This is a genomic window from Hartmannibacter diazotrophicus (assembly GCF_900231165.1).
GTDB classification, from domain to species: domain Bacteria; phylum Pseudomonadota; class Alphaproteobacteria; order Rhizobiales; family Pleomorphomonadaceae; genus Hartmannibacter; species Hartmannibacter diazotrophicus.
On the sequence record NZ_LT960614.1, the window covers coordinates 4,954,674 to 4,972,489 of the forward strand.

Sequence of the window (17,816 nt, forward strand, 5' to 3'; positions counted from 1 at the left end):
GTATGCGTCAGGCAAATTCGCTCTGGCGCACGCAGGCCACCATGTGTGCATCGCCGACGTCGATCTTCGGCGGCAGGCCGGCAAGGCACTCCGCCCCCGCCAGCGGACAACGTGGCGCAAAGGAGCAGGTGTCCGGCTTTGTCTCCAGCGCCGGTGGCGAGCCCGGAATGGCATCGAGCCGCGCGCCCTTGACCGCGCCATGCAGGTTGGCTGCGAGCAGACCCTTGGTGTAGGGGTGGCGCGGGTCCTTGATCACCTGCCGCGTCGTGCCCGTCTCCACAATGCTGCCGGCATACATCACCGCGATCCGGTCCGACACCTCCACCGCGACGCCGATGTCGTGGGTGACGAAGATGACGCCCATGCCGAACTCGCGCTGAAGCTCACGCAACAGCAGCAGGATCTGGATCTGCACGGTCGCGTCGAGCGCCGTCGTCGGCTCGTCGGCAAGCAGCAGCGAGGGCCGGCAGGACAGCGCCAGCGCGATCATCGCCCGCTGCCGCATGCCGCCCGACATCTCGTGCGGATAGGCCTTGAGCCGTCGTTCCGGCGAGGGAATGCGCACCCGCGTCAGCATGTCGAGCGCGACGTCCATCGCCTCGCGCTTGCCGATGCCCTTGTGCCGCATCACCGTCTCGGCGATCTGGTCGCCGACGGTGTAGACCGGATCGAGGGCAAGCGCCGGCTCCTGGAACACCATCGACACCGTCCCGCCGCGATAGGCCGAAAGGCGCTTGCCGGACAGCGTCTTGATGTCGGTTCCGCCGACCTCCAGCGCCCCGGTCAGTTTCGTCCGCCGTTCCGGAAGCAGCCGCAGCAGCGTCTTCAGCGTCACCGACTTGCCGGAACCCGATTCCCCGAGCAGTCCCAGCATCTCGCCCGGGCGCATCTCCAGCGAAACGCCATTGAGGGCATGGACCGTGCGGTCGCCGGTGAAGGTCACATGCAGGTCGCGGATGGAAAGCAGCGGCTCGCTCATGACTGCGCCTCCCGCATCGGCGGATGCGCGACCGCCGCGTGACTGTGGCCCGACCCGGCGATCTCCATGTGGCAAGCGGCATAGTGACCGGCCTCTCCGCCAAGCGGCGTCAGCGCCGGCCGTGTCGCCGCGCAGACGTCCTCGGCGAACTTGCAGCGGGTGTGGAAGCGGCAGCCGGAAGGCGGGTTGATCGGGTTGGGCGGATCGCCGGCAAGGGGCGGCTCTTCCGTCCGCGCGTCCGGGTCCATCGACGGCATCGCGGCGAAGAGCGACGCCGTATAGGGATGCGCCTGCCGGGCATAGATGGTCTCCGCCGGGCCGACCTCGACCACCTCGCCGAGATACATCACCAGGATGCGGTCGGAAATGAAGCGCACGACGTTGAGGTCGTGCGAGATGAAGACATAGGTGAGGCCGAATTCCTCGCGAAGATCGTTGAGGAGGTTGAGCACCTGCGCCTCGACCGACTTGTCGAGCGCCGAGACCGCCTCATCGAGGATGACGAGCCGGGGCGACATGGCGAGCGCCCGGGCGATGTTGACGCGCTGGCGCTGGCCGCCCGACAGCTCATGCGGATATCGGTGGGCGAAGCGAGCCGGATCGAGCCCGACCTTCGTCATCAGGTCCCGTGCCCGGCCGCGCGGATCGCCGAGCTTCTGCACCATCGGTCCGAAGGCGATGGAATCCTCGATGGTGAGGCGCGGGTTGAGCGAGGCGTAGCTGTCCTGGAACACCATCTGCACGCCGTGGCGCAGCTCCTTCAGCGAGATGTCGTGGCCGAGGATGTCGCCGTCGAAGATGATCTGGCCCTCGTCGATATCGATGAGGCCGATGAGAAGGCGCGCCGTCGTCGATTTGCCGCAGCCCGATTCCCCGACGATGCCGAGCGTCTCGCCCTTCATCACCTCGAAGGAAACCCCATCGACGGCGTGGACCGTCGCGGTCTGGCGCCCGAAGAGGCCGGAGCGGACCGGGAAATGCTTGCGCAGGTCCTTGGCGATGATCAGCGGCTGGCGCGGACCGCCGCGATCCGGGACGGCGGCTTTGGCAGGATCAGTCACGGACATTCATGGCGCTCCTCAGGCCGTCGCTCAGAAGGTTGAGGCAGAGCGATGTGACGAAGATCATCAGGCCCGGCAGGGCCGCGACGAGCGGATTGACGTAGATGGCCGTACGCAGGGTGTTGAGCATCAGCCCCCATTCCGGCTCGGGCGGGCTGACGCCGATGCCGAGGAAGGAAAGGCCCGCCGCGAGGATCATCGAAACGCTGGTGAGGCTCGTCGCATAGACGAAGATCGGCCCGAGCACGTTGCCGAGGATATGGACGCGCACGATGGTCAGCGCTCCACCGCCGCTGGCGCGCGCCGCGTCGATATAGTCAAGCGAGCGGACCGAGGCCGTCACGCTTTCGGCGACACGGGCGAGCGGCGGCACGAAGACGACCGTGAGCGAGACGAGGGTGTTGGTGATGCCCGCACCCAGCGCGCCGGAGATCGCGATCGCCAGCAGCACGGAGGGAAAGGCGAAGAAGACATCGACCGTGCGCATGATCACGGTGTTGACGATGCCGCCGACATAGCCGGCGAAGATGCCGAGCGCCGATCCGATGAAGAAGGCGAAGACCACCGGCATCAGCCCGATGAAGAGCGTCAGCCGGCCGCCGTAGATGAGCCGGGCCAGCATGTCGCGGCCCTGCTCGTCAGCGCCGAGCAGGTAGCCGGGCGTGCCGATCGGCTTCAGCCGCTTGATCATCGAGCCCTTGTAGGGATCGGCGAGATCGAGATAGGGCGCGAAGATCGCGGCCAGGATCAGGGCGAGGACGATGACGGTGCAGGTCACCGCCACCGGATCTCTCAGGAAGCGCTTGAGGACGCCGGACCAGTAGCCCGGCGCCGCGTTCACCGGTTCGACAACGTCGGCGGCATCGACAGTGCTGGCCATCTCAGCTCCTCTTGATCCGGGGGTCGATGGCCGCCTGGGCGACATCGACGAGGAGATTGAGCGTCACGAAGAAGAGGGCGAGCACGAGGATCGTCCCCTGCAGCAGCGGCAGGTCGCGCTGGAAGATGGCGTTGGACAAGAGGAAGCCCGATCCCGGCCAGTTGAACACGGTCTCGATCAGGATCGAGCCGCCGAGCAGGTAGCCGAGCTGAAGACCCATGACGGAAATCGCCGTCGGCGCGGCGTTGCGCAGCACATGGCGCAGCACGTCGAAGCGGGTGAGCCCCTTGGCGTAGAGCGCCTGCACGAAATCCATCGAGAAGATGTCGCCGACGAGCGCGCGGATCGTCCGGGCGACGATGCCGATCGGCACCAGCGCCAGCGTGACCGACGGCAGCACCAGGAAACGCAGATGCTCGAAATCCCAGGCCCACTCGGTCGAGCCGCCGGGACCGGCGCCCATCGCCGGCAGCCAGCCGAGCGTGACGGAAAAGACGATGACCATGACGATGCCGAGCCAGTAGTTCGGGATCGAGACGCCCGTGATGGCAAGACCCGTGACAAAGCGGTCGAACAGCGTGTCCCGGTAATAGCCGGCGAGGAAGCCGAGGAAGACGCCGACCGGAAAGGCGATGACGCTCGCGGCGAAGGCAAGCAGCAGCGAATTCTTGACCGCCCGGATGACCTCGCCGGCGACCGGGCGCCCCGTGGCAATGGACTTGCCGAGATCTCCTTGCGCGGCCTTGCCGATCCAGATCGCGTATTGCACCGGCAACGGCTTGTCGAGGCCATAGGCGGACCGCATCGCCATCTGCTCTTCCTGGGTCGCGTCGACCGGCATGATCGCCGTCAGCGGGTCGCCCGGCGCGATATGCACCAGCAGGAAGCAGATGATGCTGACGCCGATGGCGACGGGGATCACGTAGACGAGCCGGCGCAGGAAATAGACGAACATCGGTTGAGGTCCTTGGCGGAGGATCGGCGCAGTGGCCTTGCATCATCGGGGCCAGCGGACGGTGCGCCCGAAAGGAAAATGGCCGCCCCGCGTGATGCGCGGTGCGGCCGTGGCAGCCAGAAGGCTTATTCGATCGTGATGCCGGAGAAGTTCTGGTACCAGTTTTGGGCCTGGACGAAGCCCTTCACCTTCGGGCTCATGGCGCGCGGCGCGACGTCATGGGTCACCATCAGGAAGAGCGCGTCGTTGACGAACTTCTCATGCGTCTGCTGGATCACCTTGTCCTGCTCGGCCGGGTCGAAGGTCGTCTTGATCTTGTCGAACAGTCCCTGCATCTCGGGGTCGCAATAGTGGCCCCAGTTGGTGCCGTTCGGCGCGATCAGGTTGCAGTCCAGGTGCCGGATGAGAGCCGTGAAGGGATCCTGGATAAAGTAGGTGAAGTTGATCGACTGCGAGCCCTCGACCGCCGGATCGGCGGCGCCCGCGCGCCACAGGTTGATCATCTGGTTCCACTCGACGACCATGAACTCGACGTCGATATAGGCCTCCGCCAGCGACTGCTGGACATACTCGTTCATCGGCAGCGGCAGCATCTGGCCCGAGCCCGACGGCGAGATCAGCGCCTTCACCTTCAGGTGCTTGTCCGGACCGTAGCCGGCTTCCTTCATCAGCGCCTGAGCCGCTTCAAGGTCGTATTTGACGTCGAAGGTCGGATGGCCGAACCACTGGCTGGAGGGCGGCAGGAAGCCCTTGGCCGGGATCATCAGGCCGCCGAGCAGCGCGCCCATCCCCTCGCGGTCGATGGCGAGATTCGCGGCCTTGCGGACGCGGATGTCGTTCCACGGCGAACCTTCGAGGCGCGACAGGTGCCAGGTCCAGTTATGCGGATAGGCATTCGAGGTGATCACGAAGCCGCCGCCCTGGATGGCCGGGATCGTGTCCGGAGCCGGGGCTTCGATCCAGTCGACCTGGCCGGAGAGAAGCGCGGCCGAACGGGCGTTCGGCTCGGGCAGGGGGATCAGCACCAGCTTGTCGAGCTTCGGCACCCGGGTTTCGTCCCAGTAGTCCGCATTCGGCACCATATCGGCGCGCTCATGCGGCGTGAAGCTTTCGAGCTTCCACGGGCCGGTGCCGGAGGGAGCCTTCGCCACCTCTTCCCAGCTCTTGCCATGGGCTTCCCAGTTGGCCTTGGAGGACATCAGGATCCAGGCGAGCTGATAGGGCAGCGTCGCGTCGGGCGTCTTGGTCGTGATCTCGAGCGTATAGTCGTCAATCGCCTTGTACGAGGCGACCGCCGGGATGCGCGACTTGCCCTGCGCCGACTGGCGCGGGTCGTACTGCTCGGCATCCTTGTTCAGGAGCTTTTCGAAATTCCACACGACGTCCTGCGCCGTGAAGGGACTGCCGTCATGGAACTTCACGCCCTCGCGGATCTTGAAGGTCCACTTGGTGTGGTCGGCATCGTCCACCGACCAGGAGGTCGCAAGGCCGGGGATCAGCACGGACGGCTTGTCGGCGCTGGTCAGATCCCACTCGATGAGCGAGTCATAGACCGTATAGCCCATGAAGCGCATGCCTTCGCCGCCCTGGTCGGTCTGGCCGGTGGTCAGCGGAATGTCGGCGGCCGTCATGCCGATGCGCAAGGTGCCGGCGGCGATCGCCCCCACCGAGGTGCCGGCGAGCGCCAGCACGGAAATCGCGGCGATTGCGGCCGCTCGCAAGGATGTCAGTTTCATGTCTGTCCCTCTCTGTCTTTTCGTGCGGTCGTTCTGTCTTTGCCGGCCGGCAGCGGGAGAAACCGCCGGCAGGCGTGGCTCATGAGGTGACGGTGATCCGGACCGTCCGGTCGAGATCGCGAGTCACGCAGTCGGCATCGCTGCCGGTCCATTGCACGGCGACGAACCGGGCCGGCCCGCCGTAGCCGGTGACGCCCGAATGCCAGATGCCGGGTTTGTAGACGAAGCCCTCGCCGGGCTCGGTCACGAAGGCCGCCAGCGTTCCCTCGTCGATGCCGCCGTCCTCGCGCGGGCACGCGACGAGGATCATGGCCTTGCCCTCGTCGAGCGGCATGAAGGCCTGCGGGGAATGGGGGTGGCGCTCGACGCCGGCAATCAGCACCGGTTCGGGACGCTCCTCGACGGCAAAGGCGGAAACCGTCAACGTCGCCGCCTCGGGGCCGGGCAGGTGCGCGCTGGCGAACGGAAACTGTCCGTCCCGCTTGAGCGCAAAGCCGTCATTGGCGCTCTGCGGCTCACCCCGGCGCACGACATCGCCGTAGGGTCGAAAGGCATCGGCCTCGATGGGGCGGACGGCAAGGACGATGCTGCCTGAATGCGCTGCCGTCGCCTCGTTATCCTCTCGCACGGCAATCCCCGTTCTTGTGGACTTCGACCGAAGGCCCTAGGCTTGGCTGGACTGACCGGTCTGACCAGTTCAGACTAGGGATGAGCCCAATTGATAGGCAAGATGAACTTTTAATCACTGCTGGTGAAAAGAATGACAGATCGGATTCTCGACGAGGCCGACATCTTCGCGCCGACCCGTTCAGGGCCCGCCTCGGTTCCGGCGCGCGTCGCCGAGGCCATCCAGACCATGATCCGCGACCGGAATCTCGAGCCCGGCGCCGCATTGCCGTCCCAACGCGACCTTGCCGCCATGCTCGGCGCTTCGCGGCCCTCGGTCCGCGAGGGCGTCTCGATGCTGGAAACGCTCGGGATCGTGCGCGTCGAGATCGGCCGGGGCATCTTTGTCAGCGAACCGAGATCGATCGCCCCCGGAACGCGCTTCGCCCACAGCTATTCGCTGCGCGAGGTCTATCAGTTCCGCGCGATGCTGGAGCCGGCGGCCGTCAGTGCCGCAGCCGGCCATCTCGGGCCGGAGGACCTGGCCGCCATGCGCGCGAACGCCGAGGCGCTGGCAGCCGCCGCATCGGACGGCGATCGCGTTGCCGCCGCGGAGCAGGACACGCTCTTTCACGGGCGCATCTTTTCAGCCTGCGACAACCGGCTCTTCCGTGACATCTATGTGCAGATGCGGGCCGCGATGCAGGATAGCCAATGGGCGCCGATGGTCATCGCCGACAGCATCGTCGACACCGCGCGGGAGCATCTGGCAATCGTCGAGGCGCTGGAAAAGGGCGATGGACCGGCCGCCAGTGCTGCCATGGAAGCCCATATCCGGTTAACGGCGGAGCGCTGCAACGTCGAGATCTGAGGATCGTCAGCCGGCCAGAGTCTCGACCGACAACCGAACAAGCGCCTCCAGCATCAGCCGGGCGCCGGTGACGCAGTCCTCCTCGTCGGTCCATTCCTGCGGTGCGTGGCTGATCCCGCCCCGGCTCGGCACGAAGATCAGCGCCGACGGACAGAGCCCCTGCATCGTCTGGGCGTCATGCCCGGCGCCTGACGGCATCGAGCGGGCATCGAGCCCGAGATCCCGGGCGCAGTCGTGAAGGAGCCGGTTGAGACCCGCATCGAGGCTCACCGGCGAGAGCCAGCTGCGAACCTCCACCCGCGCCTTGAGGCGATGTTTATCGGCGACATCGGCAATGAGTTCGCCGAGTTCCTCCTCCATCAGCCGCATGACCGCCTCGTCCGTGTCGCGCAGGATGATCGTGAAGTCGGCAAGACCCGGAATGGTGTGAATGAAATTCGGCTTGAGTTCGACCTTGCCGATGGTGAGCCGCGTCTGGTCCGTCCCGTGCGCCCGGATCAGCGCCGGAAAACCCGCGGCGATTTCGGCAAGCCCCGCGAAGGCATCGGAGCGCATGTCCATCGGCGTCGTGCCCGAGTGGTTGGCAACGCCTTCAAGCGACACCGCCAACGAGCCCATGCCGGAAATGCCGGTGACGATACCGACCGGCCTTCCCTCCATCTCCAGGATCGGTCCCTGCTCGATGTGAAGTTCGAGGAAGGCAACAATGTCCCGCGCCGATCTCGCCGCCGCCGGCACGCGAGCCGGGTCAAGCCCACATCCTCTGAGCGCATCGACAAGACGGACGCCATCGGCATCGGCCGCCGCCTCCACCCAGCCGGGCGGCACAACGCCGGCAATCGCCTGCGACCCGAGCATCCCGCCGAAGCGGCCTTCCTCCTCGGCCGTAGCCACCACCTCGATCGCCGTTCGAGGCTGAAAGCCCGCTGCCTTCATCGCCCGCACGCATTCGAGCGCGACCGCAACCCCGAGCGCCCCATCGAAGGCGCCGCCGTCGGGCACGGTATCGAGATGCGAGCCGACAAGAAGGACAGGACCCTCGGCCGGTCCATAGCGGCCGAAGACGTTGCCCACCGCATCCATGCGGACGCCGAGGCCGTCGCGCTCCATCTCGGCCATGAACCACGCCCGCACCGCCATGTCCGCCGCCGAATAGCCGATCCGGTCGTATCCGCCGGTCTCGGAGCTCCGACCGAAGGCGTTGAACCCGGCAAGGAGCGCGCGGAGTCTTTCGGGGTCGATCTCGGGTCGGGATGTGGGCATCGCGGTCTCCGGAACGTCTAGAATGGAGGCTGGCGGGGCGCGATCGTTCAATGCGGCGGCGTCAATTTATTATAATAAATGCTTGTCCAATGGCAAATTTTGCAGATAATTCCCCGATCCGAAGGAGGAGGGAGACCGCCATGAGACAGCTTCTGGCCGCGGCCATTGCCGCAGCAACGCTTCTGTTCGCCGCCCCGTCCTGGGCCCAGTCGCCGCCGAATGTTCTGATTGTCGGCCAGATCGCCGAGCCCAAGTCCCTCGACCCGCATGTTGACACGGCGGTCAACGACTTCCGCATCCTGATGAACCTCTACGACGGCCTCGTCCGCTACAAGGATGGCACGCTGGAGGTCGAGCCCTCGCTCGCGACCAGCTGGACGATCTCCGACGACGGCAAGGTCTACACCTTCAAGCTGCGCGAGGGCGTCAAGTTCCACGACGGCACGCCCTTCAACGCCGAGGCGGTGAAGTTCAACTTCGACCGCATGCTGAAAGACGATCACCCGTTCCACGACACGGGTCCCTTCCCGCTCGCCTTCTTCTTCTCCACGGTATCGGAGGTGAAGGTGATCGATGACATGACGGTCGAATTCGATCTGTCGGCGCCCTATGCACCCTTCCTGTCGAATCTTGCCTACCCGACCGGCCTCATCGTCTCGCCGGCCGCCGTCGAGCAATACGGCAAGGACTTCGGGCGGCACCCGTCCGGCACCGGCGCCTTCAAGTTCGCCGAATGGAGCGCCAACGAGAAGGTCGTGATCACCCGCAACGAGGACTATTGGGACGGCGCACCGCCGCTGGAGGCCGTCGTCTTCCGCCCGATCACCGACACCAACACCCGCGTCGCCGAAATGCTGTCCGGCGGTCTCGACGTGATGGTCGAGGTGCCGCCGGACAATCTTTCCCAGTTCCGCGACAATGCGAGCTACCAAGTCTATGAGCAGGCCGGCCCGCACCTCTGGTTCCTCATCCTCAACACCAAGGACGGCCCCTTCGCGAAGAAGGAAATCCGGCAGGCCGCCAACTACGCCATCAACAAGAAGGCGCTGGTGGAAAACATCCTGCAAGGCACGGCCGAGGTTGCCGCCGGGCCGACCCCGCCGGCCTTCGCATGGGCCTATGACGACAAGCTCCAGCCCTATCCCTACGACCCGGACAAGGCCAGGCAGCTCCTGAAGGATGCCGGCTACGACGGCTCGGAAGTCACCTTCTACGTTACCGACGGCGGCTCGGGCATGCTCGATCCGGTCGCCATGGGCACCGCGATCCAGGCCGACCTTGAAGCCGTCGGCATGAAGGTGAAGATCGAGACCTACGAGTGGAACACCTTCCTCGGCAAGGTGAACCCAGGTCTTGAAGGCAAGGCCGACATGGCCGAGATGGCCTGGATGACCAACGATCCGGACACCCTGCCCTTCCTCGCCTTGCGCACGGAAGCCTTCCCTGACAAGGGCGGCTTCAATTCGGGTTACTACTCAAACCCGAAGGTCGACGAGCTTCTGGAAAAGGCACGCGAATCCACCGATCAGGCCGAGCGCGCCAAGCTCTACAAGGAGATGCAGGAGATCGTCCGCGACGACGCGCCCTGGGTCTTCGTCGCCAACTGGAAGCAGAACGCGGTGACCAGCGCCGCGGTGGAGAATTTCAAGCTCCAGCCGTCCTTCTTCCTGATGCTGCAGAAGGTCGCAAAGCCGTAAGGCGAAGCGGGAAGAAGACGGCGAGCCGCCGTTTTCTTCCCGCTCTCCGATCTTCCTGAATTAGGAGACGCTTGCCATGGCCTCCTACATCGCAAAACGCCTGATCGCCGCGATCCCCGTGCTGCTGGGTCTCACCGTGATCGTCTTCGTCATCATGGCGATGATCCCCGGCGATCCGGCAACGGCCATCCTCGGCGCCTATGCAACGCCGGACAATGTCGCGCGGATCAACCGCGAGCTCGGCCTCGACAAGCCGCTGTGGCAGCAATATTTCATCTGGCTGTCCAACATCGCCCACGGCGACCTTGGCCGCTCCTACACCCTGAACCGCCCGGTGCTCGACGAAGTGCTGGAACGCTTCGGCGCAACGCTGATCCTCGCCGGCACGTCGCTTGTCCTGTGCTCCATCCTCGGGCTTCTCGCCGGCATCGTCTCTGCCGTGCGCCAGTTCGGCTGGACCGACCGGATCGTGACGTTGCTGGTGCTGGTCGGCATTTCGACACCCTCCTTCTGGCTCGGCCTCATCCTCATCCTTCTCTTCGCGGTGAAGGTGAAGCTCTTCCCCGTCTCCGGCATGTACGCCATCTACGGCGGCGGCGACCTGCCCGACCTCCTGCATCACCTCGCCCTGCCGGCCTTCACGCTTGCCATCGTCGCGACGGGTGTCATCGCGCGTCTCACGCGCACGTCGATGCTCGAGGTCCTGCGGCAGGACTATATCCGCACCGCACGCGCCAAGGGCCTGACCGAGCGCCGCGTCATCTACCGCCACGCCTTCAAGGCCGCCCTCGTCGCGGTGATCCCCGTCATCGGCATCCAGGCCGGCTTCGTCCTCGGCGGCGCGGTCTATATCGAGACGGTCTTCCAGTGGCCCGGCATCGGCTCGATGCTGGTGAAGGCGATTTCCACCCGCGACCTGTTGCTGGTGCAGGGCGGCGTCCTCGTCGTCGCCGCCTCCTACGTGCTCTTCAATCTTGCCGCCGACGTCGCCCAGTCGATGATCGATCCGAGGCTGCGCCGATGACCACAACCGACACCGTTCCGGCCGCAAGGCGCAAGGGTTCCGGCCGGCCTGACAACCTGCGCCTCCTGCTCAACAACAAGCTCGCCGCTGGCGGGCTGGTCGTGCTGGCCCTCATCGTCGTGACCGCCCTTGCCGCGCCGCTTCTGCCGCTCGCCAACCCGGACGCGACGGCGCCGGCGCAAAGACTGCTGCCGGTCCTTTCCGAGGGTCATCTTCTCGGCACGGACGCCCTCGGCCGCGATATTCTCTCCCGTCTCATCTGGGGCACGCGCGTCAGCCTTGCGGTCGGCATCTCGGCAACGCTGATCGCCGCCATCATCGGCTCGCTCATCGGCCTCGTCGCCGGATTTGCGGGAAAGCGCACCGACAACCTCCTGATGCGCGGCATCGACATGGTGATGGCCTTTCCCTACATCCTGCTGGCGCTTGCCATCGTCGCCGTGCTGGGGCCAGGACTGATCAACGCGCTCTACGCCATCGCCATCGTCAACATCCCCTTCTTCGCCCGCAACATTCGCGGCATCACACTCGGTCTGTCGCGGCGCGAATTCGTCGACGCGGCAAGGCTGTCGGGCCAGTCGGACGCACGCATCCTCTTCACCGAGATCCTGCCCAACGTGATGCCGGTGATCATCATCACCATGTCGACCACGGTCGGCTGGATGATCCTGGAGACCGCTGGCTTGTCCTTCCTCGGCCTCGGTGCTCAGCCGCCCCAGGCCGACCTCGGCTCCATGCTCGGCGAGGCGCGGAAGATCCTCTTCACCGCGCCGCATGTCTCGGTCATTCCGGGCCTGATGATCTTCGCGCTCGTGATGAGCATCAATCTCCTCGGCGACGGCATCCGCGACGTGCTCGACCCGCGCCTCAAATCCGGTGCGCTGGCCCGACCCGGCGCCCGCACCAGGGTGACCCGCAAGGACATTCCCGACACGCCGTCCGGCGACGCCCTGCTGCGGCTTGATGATCTCAGGACCGAGTTCCACGTCGGCGGCGAGGTCTACCGGGCCGTCGGCGGCGTCGATCTCGACATCGGGCGGGGCGAATGCGTCGGCCTCGTCGGCGAATCCGGCTCCGGCAAGTCCGTCACCGCGATGTCTGTCATGGGCCTCGTGCCGACCCCGCCGGGAGAGATTGCCGGCGGCGCGATCCTGCTCGATGGCGAGGACCTGCTTGCAGCCGGCGACGAGCGCATCCGCCAGCTTCGCGGCGCCGCCGTCTCCCACGTCTTTCAGGACCCGCTCTCGACGCTGCATCCGCTCTTTACGGTCGGGGACCAGCTGATCGAGGCGATCCGCGCCCATCAGCCGCTCTCCCATGCCGAGGCCGCCGACAAGGCAACCGAACTGCTCGCCAAAGTCCGCATTCCGAATCCGGCTAAGCGACTGGAGTCCTATCCGCACGAACTCTCCGGCGGCATGCGCCAGCGCATCTCGATTGCCATGGCGCTCGCCAACGACGCCAGGCTGATCATCGCCGACGAGCCGACGACCGCGCTGGATGTCACGGTCCAGGCGCAGATTCTGACACTCCTTAGCCGATTAAGAGAATCGACCGACGTCGCCGTCCTCTTCATCACGCACGACTTCGGCGTCGTCTCGGCGATCTGCGACCGCGTCGCCGTGATGTACGCCGGCCGCATCGTCGAAACGGGTCCGACCGCCGATCTTCTGGCAAGGCCCGCCCACCCCTATACGGCCAAGCTGATCGACTGTGTGCCGGTGCTCGGCGAGCCCGAGCGGCGGCTCGACGCCATCGAGGGCCGCCCGCCGATGGTCAACCGGCTTCCGCCCGGCTGCGCCTTCGCCGACCGCTGTCCGCGTGTCGAGAAGGAATGCAGGGTGGGCGACATCCCCATGGTTGCGGCGGAGGGGAAGGGGCGCGCCGTCCGCTGCCTGCACCCGATGAACGCGGAGGAGACGGCATGAGCGAAACGGGTCTCCTCAGCATCGAGAATGTCCAGAAGCGCTTCGGCGGCGGACGCACGCTCTTCGGCACCGAGCGTCCTGCCGTGCACGCCGTCCAGGATGTCACGATTCACGTGAAACGTGGCGAGACCCTTGGCATCGTGGGCGAATCCGGCTGCGGAAAGTCGACGCTCGCCCGCATGCTGACGGGTCTCGACCGCCCGACCGGCGGCAGCATCCTCTTCGACGGCAAGGACCTCGTCGCCGAGGCGAGCCGCGACCGACGCGCCCTCTCCCGCCGCATCCAGTATGTCTTCCAGGACCCGGTCGCCTCGCTCAATCCGCGCAAGACGATCCGCGATATCCTGGAAACGCCGCTCATCCATCTGCTCGGCCTCGACCGCGCGGCCCAAAAGGATCGGCTGGAGGAACTGATGCGCGCGGTGAACCTCGCACCGGAGTTCCTCGAACGCTATCCGCACGAATTCTCCGGCGGGCAGGCCCAGCGCATCGGCATTGCCCGGGCGCTTGCTGCCGATCCCGAACTCATCGTGCTCGACGAGCCGGTCTCAGCCCTCGACGTTTCGGTTCAGGCGCAGGTCCTCAACATTCTCGACGACCTGAAGCACCGGTTCTCGCTGACCTATGTCTTCATCAGTCATGATCTGTCGGTGGTCGAGAGCGTCAGCGACCGCGTCGCCGTGATGTATTTCGGCCGTATCGCCGAAGTCGGCCCCGCCCGTGAGGTCTTCGGCAGGCCGCGCCATCCCTATACGCACCTGCTTCTCGGCTCCGTGCCGTCACCCGGCAAGCGCTCGCTGGCCGCCGAGGATGCGACAAGCGAATTGCCCGACCCCTACCATCCGCCGCCCGGCTGCGCCTTCCACGCCCGTTGCCCGCGTGGACAACCCGACTGCACCGCAAAGCCGCCCTTGCCAACCCCCGCTCCCCATGGCTTGGATCATCTGGCGGCCTGCTATCATCCGCATGGGGAGAGCGAACGAACATGATCGACGTCGAGGACCTCCGGGACCAGACCTTGCCCGTTCCGGAGCGGCCCGAGGCGTCGTTGACCGCCATGCCCAAGGAACCCGCACAGGCCCAGAACCGACGCCACCCTGCCCTCGGAACCCGCCGCCGCAAGCGGCCCGATCTGTTGGCCGACCAGATTCGCGGCCAGATCGCCGACAACGGCCTGAAGCCCGGCGACCGCCTTCCGCCCGACTGGCTGAAGCCCGAACTTCGCGGCGTCGCTCGCGGAACCTTGCGCGAGGCGCTGAAAGTGCTGGAATTCCAAGGTCTCGTGACGACGCGCACGGGGCCGGGTGGCGGTGTTTTCGTGTCGGAGGTGTCCGCCGATCAGGCGTTGCAGGTCATCGACAATCTCTTCCTTTTCCGTCCGCCGTCGATCGCCGACATCCAGCATCTGCGCCGCGTCGTCGAGCCAGAACTGGCCGCCAGCCTTGCCGGCCGCCTGTCGGAGGAGGATTTTCTCGTTCTTCGCGACAAGATCGGACTTCTGGAAGCAGAACCGGCAACGCCGGAGGACGAGGAGCGTCAGCGCCGGGCCGAGCTCGATTTTCACATCGAACTGGCGCGCCGCGCGCCCAATGCGCTCGTCGGCTTCATGACACTGCTCCTGCTCAGCCTGTTGCGCGACCGTGCCGACTTTCAGGATGTTCCCGACAGCCCCGCACGGATGGCGGCCGACAGCGGGCTCGACCATCGCATCCGCCTGATCCGCGCCCTGCATTCAGGAGAAGCGGGCCGGTCCCGCGCCGCCATGGAGGCCCTGCTGGAGAACGCCGACCGCTTCGGTCACGAAGCGGCATCGCACCGACGGGATTAGCGCAATCAGCCCTCAGCAAAACCTTCCAGCACGTTCACCGTGTTGATGCCGACCGCCTCGATGGCATAGCCACCCTCCATCAGGAAGACGGTCGGAAGTCCGAGCCCCTTGGCGAGCCTGTTGCCGCAACGACGGAAATCCTCCGACTCCAGCTTGAAGAAGCTGATCGGATCGTCCTTGTAGGCATCGACGCCGAGCGAGACGACGAGCGCCTCCGCGCCGAAGGCCTTGATGCGGGCGATCGCCTCGTCGAGCGCTTGCGACCACTCGCCATAGGCCGTTCCGGGGCGCATCGGATAGTTCGCCGTCGCGCCCTCTCCTTCGCCCTCGCCGCTCTCATCCGCATAGCCGGTGAAATAGGGATAGGCGTCTTCGGGATGGCCGTGCAGCGAGGCAAAGAGCACGTCGCCGCGCGCATAGAGGATCTCCTGCGTACCGTTGCCGTGGTGGAAATCGACGTCGAGCACCGCGACCTTGCCGGCCCCGCCAAGGCGGAACATCTCCGCGACCACCGCCGCGTTGTTGATGAAGCAGTAGCCGCCGAACATGTCGCTTGCCGCATGATGCCCCGGCGGACGGCAAAGTGCGAAGGCGGCGCCGCCCTTGGCCGCAACATGTCTCTGGGCCGACTGGGCGCTTGCCAGCGACGAGCAGGCCGCCTTCCAGGTGCCGCCCGTGATCGCGGTCTCCGCCGCCAGCGCATAGTAGCCGACCTTGCCGTCGATATCGCGCGGCGGCGGCCGGAAGGCGCCGGACATGCGCCGTGCGGCAAAGCCCGTCGCGATGATCTCGCCGGCATTGCCCGCCGCCTTCCACTCGTCCCAGGCGGTCTCCAGGAAATTGAGGAAGCCCGCATCGTGCACCCGGTGCGCGATGGAAAGGTCGACCGCATCGGGCGTCGTGACCGCCGGAAAGCCGCGCTCCTTCAGCTGGCGCAGCACATATTCCACGCGCGAGGGCCGCTCGAAGGGCGTCACCAGTTCGCCGCCGTGCAATTCGCCCTGCGGGAAATGAAGACGATGGTCTTCGCTGAAAAAGGTCTGCATGACGGCCTCGCTGCTGCTTGCTCGACTGAGGCGCGAACACTATCGGCGCCGGCATCGCCTCGGCAAGATCGTTCAGGCGAATGTCGGCGTCCGTCGCCGCATCGATCCCTTTCAGGTCAATGTTAAGGCTTCGCCGCTACGATCCGGGCAAACAACACCGAGAGGCATCCATCCGTGTCCGGCACCGTCTTCATCCTCAATGGCCCCAACCTCAACCTGCTCGGCAAGCGTCAGCCGGAAATCTACGGCCGCGAAACGCTCAAGGACGTCGAGGAAAACTGCACGAAGCTCGCGGCCGAACACGGGCTCTCGATCCGCTTCCACCAGTCGAACGCCGAGCACCAGATCATCGACTGGATCCACGAGGCGCGCGAGACGGCCATCGGCATCATCATCAACCCCGCCGCCTTCACCCACACTTCCGTCGCGATTCTCGACGCGCTCAACACCTTCGAAGGTCCCGTCCTGGAGGTGCATATCTCCAACGTCCACAAGCGCGAATCCTTCCGCCACCACTCCTACGTCTCTCTGCGGGCCGACGGTGTGATGGCCGGCTTCGGCACGCAGGGATACGAACTGGCGCTGCTCCGCATGATCCGCCTCGCCGGTCTGCAGCCGGTCGACGTCTGAAGGGCAATCGCTCGGCCTGCCCCCCGCAAGACGCCTCCGCCCGGACAGGCTGCCATTCCGTTTGACAGTTTGATCGCAAGTTCGATAGTGGACCCTTCGGGGGGCTTGAAAGACCATGGCTGTCAAGGGCGGACGACTGGACGATGCGGCGCGGGCCGGCTGGCTCTACTATGTCGCGGGCAACACGCAGGACCAGATCGCCGCCAAGCTCGGCGTCTCCCGCCAGTCGGCACAGCGACTCGTTTCGCTCGCCGTCGCCGAGGGCCTCGTCAAGGTCCGCATCGACCACCCGATCGCCAATTGCCTGGAACTGGCAAGCCGCCTGCGCAAGGCCTTCGACCTGAAGGTCGCCGAAGTCGTGCCGACCGACCCGGAAGCCGATTCCAGCACCCTTGGCGTCGCCGAGGCAGCCGCGGCTGAGATCGAACGCTGGCTGCGCCGGCCCGAACCGCTGGTGATGGCCATCGGCACCGGCCGCACGCTGAAGGCGGCCGTCGAGCAGTTGTCCAGGATCGAGTGCCAGCAGCACCGCATCGCGTCGCTCACCGGCAACATCGCCCCGGACGGATCGGCCGCGGTCTTCAACGTCATCTTCACCATGGCCGACCGGGTGAAGGCGCGCTTCTTCCCGATGCCCCTTGCCGTCATCGCCTCGACGCCGGAAGAAAAGCGGATGCTGCACGCCCAGGCGATGATCCGCCCCGTGCTGGATCTTGCCGCCGAGGCGGACGTCGTCTTCGTCGGCATCGGCGATCTCGGGCCCGAGGCGCCGCTCTATCTCGACGGTTTCATCACCGAGGACCAGCGCCAGTCCCTGACAGGGGCCGGAGCCGTCGGAGAGATCTGCGGCTGGGCCTTCGACGCCAAGGGACATTTCGTCGACGTCCCGCCGAATGACCGTGTCGCGAGCGCCGAAATCCCCTCTCCCGACAAGGCGACGGTGATCGCCATGGCCAAGGGCGAACGCAAGCTTGCGGGCATTCATGCCGCTCTCGTCGGCAAGATCGTCAATGGTCTGATCACCGACGAGGCGACGGCAGAGGCCCTTCTAAGCTTCTGATCCTTATACGATAAATCACCGGACTTCGGCAGTCATGCTGCGCTGCGGCAACGATTGTGCGTTGACTCGTCACAACATTTTATGAGTAATAGCTCAAGAGCATAGCAAATGCTCAATAAAAGGCGGTGCTGATTCTGCGTCGGCAGGGGGCTGGCATCGACCGAAGAAGAACGAAAAACGGATGGGCAGCGGGCGGCTGGCACCAGCCGTTCTGGGAGTGAACCCGCCCGCCAAACCATGCAGATGCCTGGG

The 17,816-nt window shown here is 65.7% G+C and carries 16 protein-coding genes; 8 read left to right on the plus strand and 8 right to left on the minus strand.

Going from position 1 to position 17,816, the window contains the following annotated elements; all coding sequences use genetic code 11:
* Window positions 1-7: 7 nt before the first annotated feature.
* The 6 genes from HDIA_RS22875 to HDIA_RS22900 form a co-directional block, all read right to left on the minus strand.
* On the minus strand, window positions 8-979 hold the full coding sequence (locus tag HDIA_RS22875) for an ABC transporter ATP-binding protein (protein ID WP_099558267.1): 972 nt from the start codon (window positions 977-979) through the stop codon (window positions 8-10).
* Entirely contained in the window at window positions 976-2,046 is a 1,071-nt protein-coding gene (locus HDIA_RS22880) for an ABC transporter ATP-binding protein (RefSeq protein WP_099558269.1), read from the minus strand. Before HDIA_RS22880 ends, HDIA_RS22875 begins: the two co-directional genes overlap by 4 nt.
* Window positions 2,033-2,920, minus strand: coding sequence for an ABC transporter permease (locus tag HDIA_RS22885; RefSeq protein WP_099558270.1), 888 nt, complete (start codon window positions 2,918-2,920; stop codon window positions 2,033-2,035). The genes HDIA_RS22880 and HDIA_RS22885 overlap by 14 nt, the downstream gene beginning before the upstream one ends.
* 1 nt (window position 2,921) lies before the next feature.
* Window positions 2,922-3,875: an ABC transporter permease gene (locus HDIA_RS22890; RefSeq protein ID WP_099558272.1), complete on the minus strand. Its 954-nt coding sequence runs from the start codon at window positions 3,873-3,875 to the stop codon at window positions 2,922-2,924.
* A 125-nt stretch (window positions 3,876-4,000) separates the two neighbouring features.
* Window positions 4,001-5,611 (minus strand): ABC transporter substrate-binding protein, encoded by a 1,611-nt coding sequence (locus tag HDIA_RS22895; RefSeq protein ID WP_099558274.1) that lies wholly within the window; start codon window positions 5,609-5,611, stop codon window positions 4,001-4,003.
* A 79-nt stretch (window positions 5,612-5,690) separates the two neighbouring features.
* On the minus strand, window positions 5,691-6,239 hold the full coding sequence (locus HDIA_RS22900) for an ureidoglycolate lyase (RefSeq protein WP_157775792.1): 549 nt from the start codon (window positions 6,237-6,239) through the stop codon (window positions 5,691-5,693).
* Window positions 6,240-6,371: 132 nt separating this feature from the next.
* Between HDIA_RS22900 and HDIA_RS22905 the strand changes: the two genes are divergently transcribed.
* Window positions 6,372-7,088: a FadR/GntR family transcriptional regulator gene (locus HDIA_RS22905; protein WP_099558277.1), complete on the plus strand. Its 717-nt coding sequence runs from the start codon at window positions 6,372-6,374 to the stop codon at window positions 7,086-7,088.
* A 6-nt stretch (window positions 7,089-7,094) separates the two neighbouring features.
* Here the strand turns inward: HDIA_RS22905 and HDIA_RS22910 are convergent, their stop codons facing one another.
* Complete coding sequence (locus HDIA_RS22910) at window positions 7,095-8,351, minus strand: Zn-dependent hydrolase (RefSeq protein WP_099558279.1); 1,257 nt, start codon at window positions 8,349-8,351, stop codon at window positions 7,095-7,097.
* A 140-nt stretch (window positions 8,352-8,491) separates the two neighbouring features.
* On the opposite strand from HDIA_RS22910, the gene HDIA_RS22915 reads away from it, so the two are divergent.
* The 5 genes from HDIA_RS22915 (at window position 8,492) to HDIA_RS22935 (ending at window position 14,828) form a co-directional block, all read left to right on the plus strand.
* Window positions 8,492-10,048, plus strand: a complete 1,557-nt coding sequence (locus tag HDIA_RS22915) for an ABC transporter substrate-binding protein (protein ID WP_099558280.1) — start codon at window positions 8,492-8,494, stop codon at window positions 10,046-10,048.
* Window positions 10,049-10,124: 76 nt separating this feature from the next.
* Window positions 10,125-11,072 (plus strand): ABC transporter permease, encoded by a 948-nt coding sequence (locus tag HDIA_RS22920; protein WP_099558282.1) that lies wholly within the window; start codon window positions 10,125-10,127, stop codon window positions 11,070-11,072.
* Complete coding sequence (locus HDIA_RS22925; RefSeq protein WP_099558283.1) at window positions 11,069-13,000, plus strand: dipeptide/oligopeptide/nickel ABC transporter permease/ATP-binding protein; 1,932 nt, start codon at window positions 11,069-11,071, stop codon at window positions 12,998-13,000. The genes HDIA_RS22920 and HDIA_RS22925 overlap by 4 nt, the downstream gene beginning before the upstream one ends.
* On the plus strand, window positions 12,997-13,989 hold the full coding sequence (locus HDIA_RS22930) for an ABC transporter ATP-binding protein (protein WP_099558284.1): 993 nt from the start codon (window positions 12,997-12,999) through the stop codon (window positions 13,987-13,989). Before HDIA_RS22925 ends, HDIA_RS22930 begins: the two co-directional genes overlap by 4 nt.
* The gene (locus HDIA_RS22935; RefSeq protein ID WP_245884045.1) at window positions 13,986-14,828 is read left to right on the plus strand and encodes a FadR/GntR family transcriptional regulator; all 843 of its coding nucleotides are present in this window, start codon (window positions 13,986-13,988) and stop codon (window positions 14,826-14,828) included. Before HDIA_RS22930 ends, HDIA_RS22935 begins: the two co-directional genes overlap by 4 nt.
* A 5-nt stretch (window positions 14,829-14,833) precedes the next feature.
* Here the strand turns inward: HDIA_RS22935 and HDIA_RS22940 are convergent, their stop codons facing one another.
* Window positions 14,834-15,874: a histone deacetylase family protein gene (locus tag HDIA_RS22940; RefSeq protein WP_099558286.1), complete on the minus strand. Its 1,041-nt coding sequence runs from the start codon at window positions 15,872-15,874 to the stop codon at window positions 14,834-14,836.
* Window positions 15,875-16,048: 174 nt separating this feature from the next.
* On the opposite strand from HDIA_RS22940, the gene aroQ reads away from it, so the two are divergent.
* Together aroQ and HDIA_RS22950 are read left to right on the plus strand one after the other, a co-directional pair.
* A complete protein-coding gene (gene aroQ / locus HDIA_RS22945) occupies window positions 16,049-16,504 on the plus strand; it encodes a type II 3-dehydroquinate dehydratase (RefSeq protein WP_099558288.1) in 456 nt (151 codons plus the stop codon).
* Window positions 16,505-16,619: 115 nt separating this feature from the next.
* Complete coding sequence (locus HDIA_RS22950) at window positions 16,620-17,564, plus strand: sugar-binding transcriptional regulator (protein WP_099558290.1); 945 nt, start codon at window positions 16,620-16,622, stop codon at window positions 17,562-17,564.
* Window positions 17,565-17,816: the final 252 nt, after the last annotated feature.

Excerpts from the sequence above, each read along its gene's own strand:
- HDIA_RS22915 (WP_099558280.1), top strand. The coding sequence starts at position 8,492 with ATGAGACAGCTTCTGGCCGCGGCCATTGCCGCAGCAACGCTTCTGTTC.
- HDIA_RS22885 (WP_099558270.1), bottom strand. The coding sequence starts at position 2,920 with ATGGCCAGCACTGTCGATGCCGCCGACGTTGTCGAACCGGTGAACGCG.
- HDIA_RS22875 (WP_099558267.1), bottom strand. The coding sequence starts at position 979 with ATGAGCGAGCCGCTGCTTTCCATCCGCGACCTGCATGTGACCTTCACC.
- HDIA_RS22940 (WP_099558286.1), bottom strand. The coding sequence starts at position 15,874 with ATGCAGACCTTTTTCAGCGAAGACCATCGTCTTCATTTCCCGCAGGGC.
- HDIA_RS22895 (WP_099558274.1), bottom strand. The coding sequence starts at position 5,611 with ATGAAACTGACATCCTTGCGAGCGGCCGCAATCGCCGCGATTTCCGTG.
- HDIA_RS22910 (WP_099558279.1), bottom strand. The coding sequence starts at position 8,351 with ATGCCCACATCCCGACCCGAGATCGACCCCGAAAGACTCCGCGCGCTC.
- HDIA_RS22925 (WP_099558283.1), top strand. The coding sequence starts at position 11,069 with ATGACCACAACCGACACCGTTCCGGCCGCAAGGCGCAAGGGTTCCGGC.
- HDIA_RS22920 (WP_099558282.1), top strand. The coding sequence starts at position 10,125 with ATGGCCTCCTACATCGCAAAACGCCTGATCGCCGCGATCCCCGTGCTG.
- HDIA_RS22930 (WP_099558284.1), top strand. The coding sequence starts at position 12,997 with ATGAGCGAAACGGGTCTCCTCAGCATCGAGAATGTCCAGAAGCGCTTC.
- HDIA_RS22905 (WP_099558277.1), top strand. The coding sequence starts at position 6,372 with ATGACAGATCGGATTCTCGACGAGGCCGACATCTTCGCGCCGACCCGT.
- HDIA_RS22880 (WP_099558269.1), bottom strand. The coding sequence starts at position 2,046 with ATGTCCGTGACTGATCCTGCCAAAGCCGCCGTCCCGGATCGCGGCGGT.
- HDIA_RS22935 (WP_245884045.1), top strand. The coding sequence starts at position 13,986 with ATGATCGACGTCGAGGACCTCCGGGACCAGACCTTGCCCGTTCCGGAG.
- HDIA_RS22950 (WP_099558290.1), top strand. The coding sequence starts at position 16,620 with ATGGCTGTCAAGGGCGGACGACTGGACGATGCGGCGCGGGCCGGCTGG.
- HDIA_RS22890 (WP_099558272.1), bottom strand. The coding sequence starts at position 3,875 with ATGTTCGTCTATTTCCTGCGCCGGCTCGTCTACGTGATCCCCGTCGCC.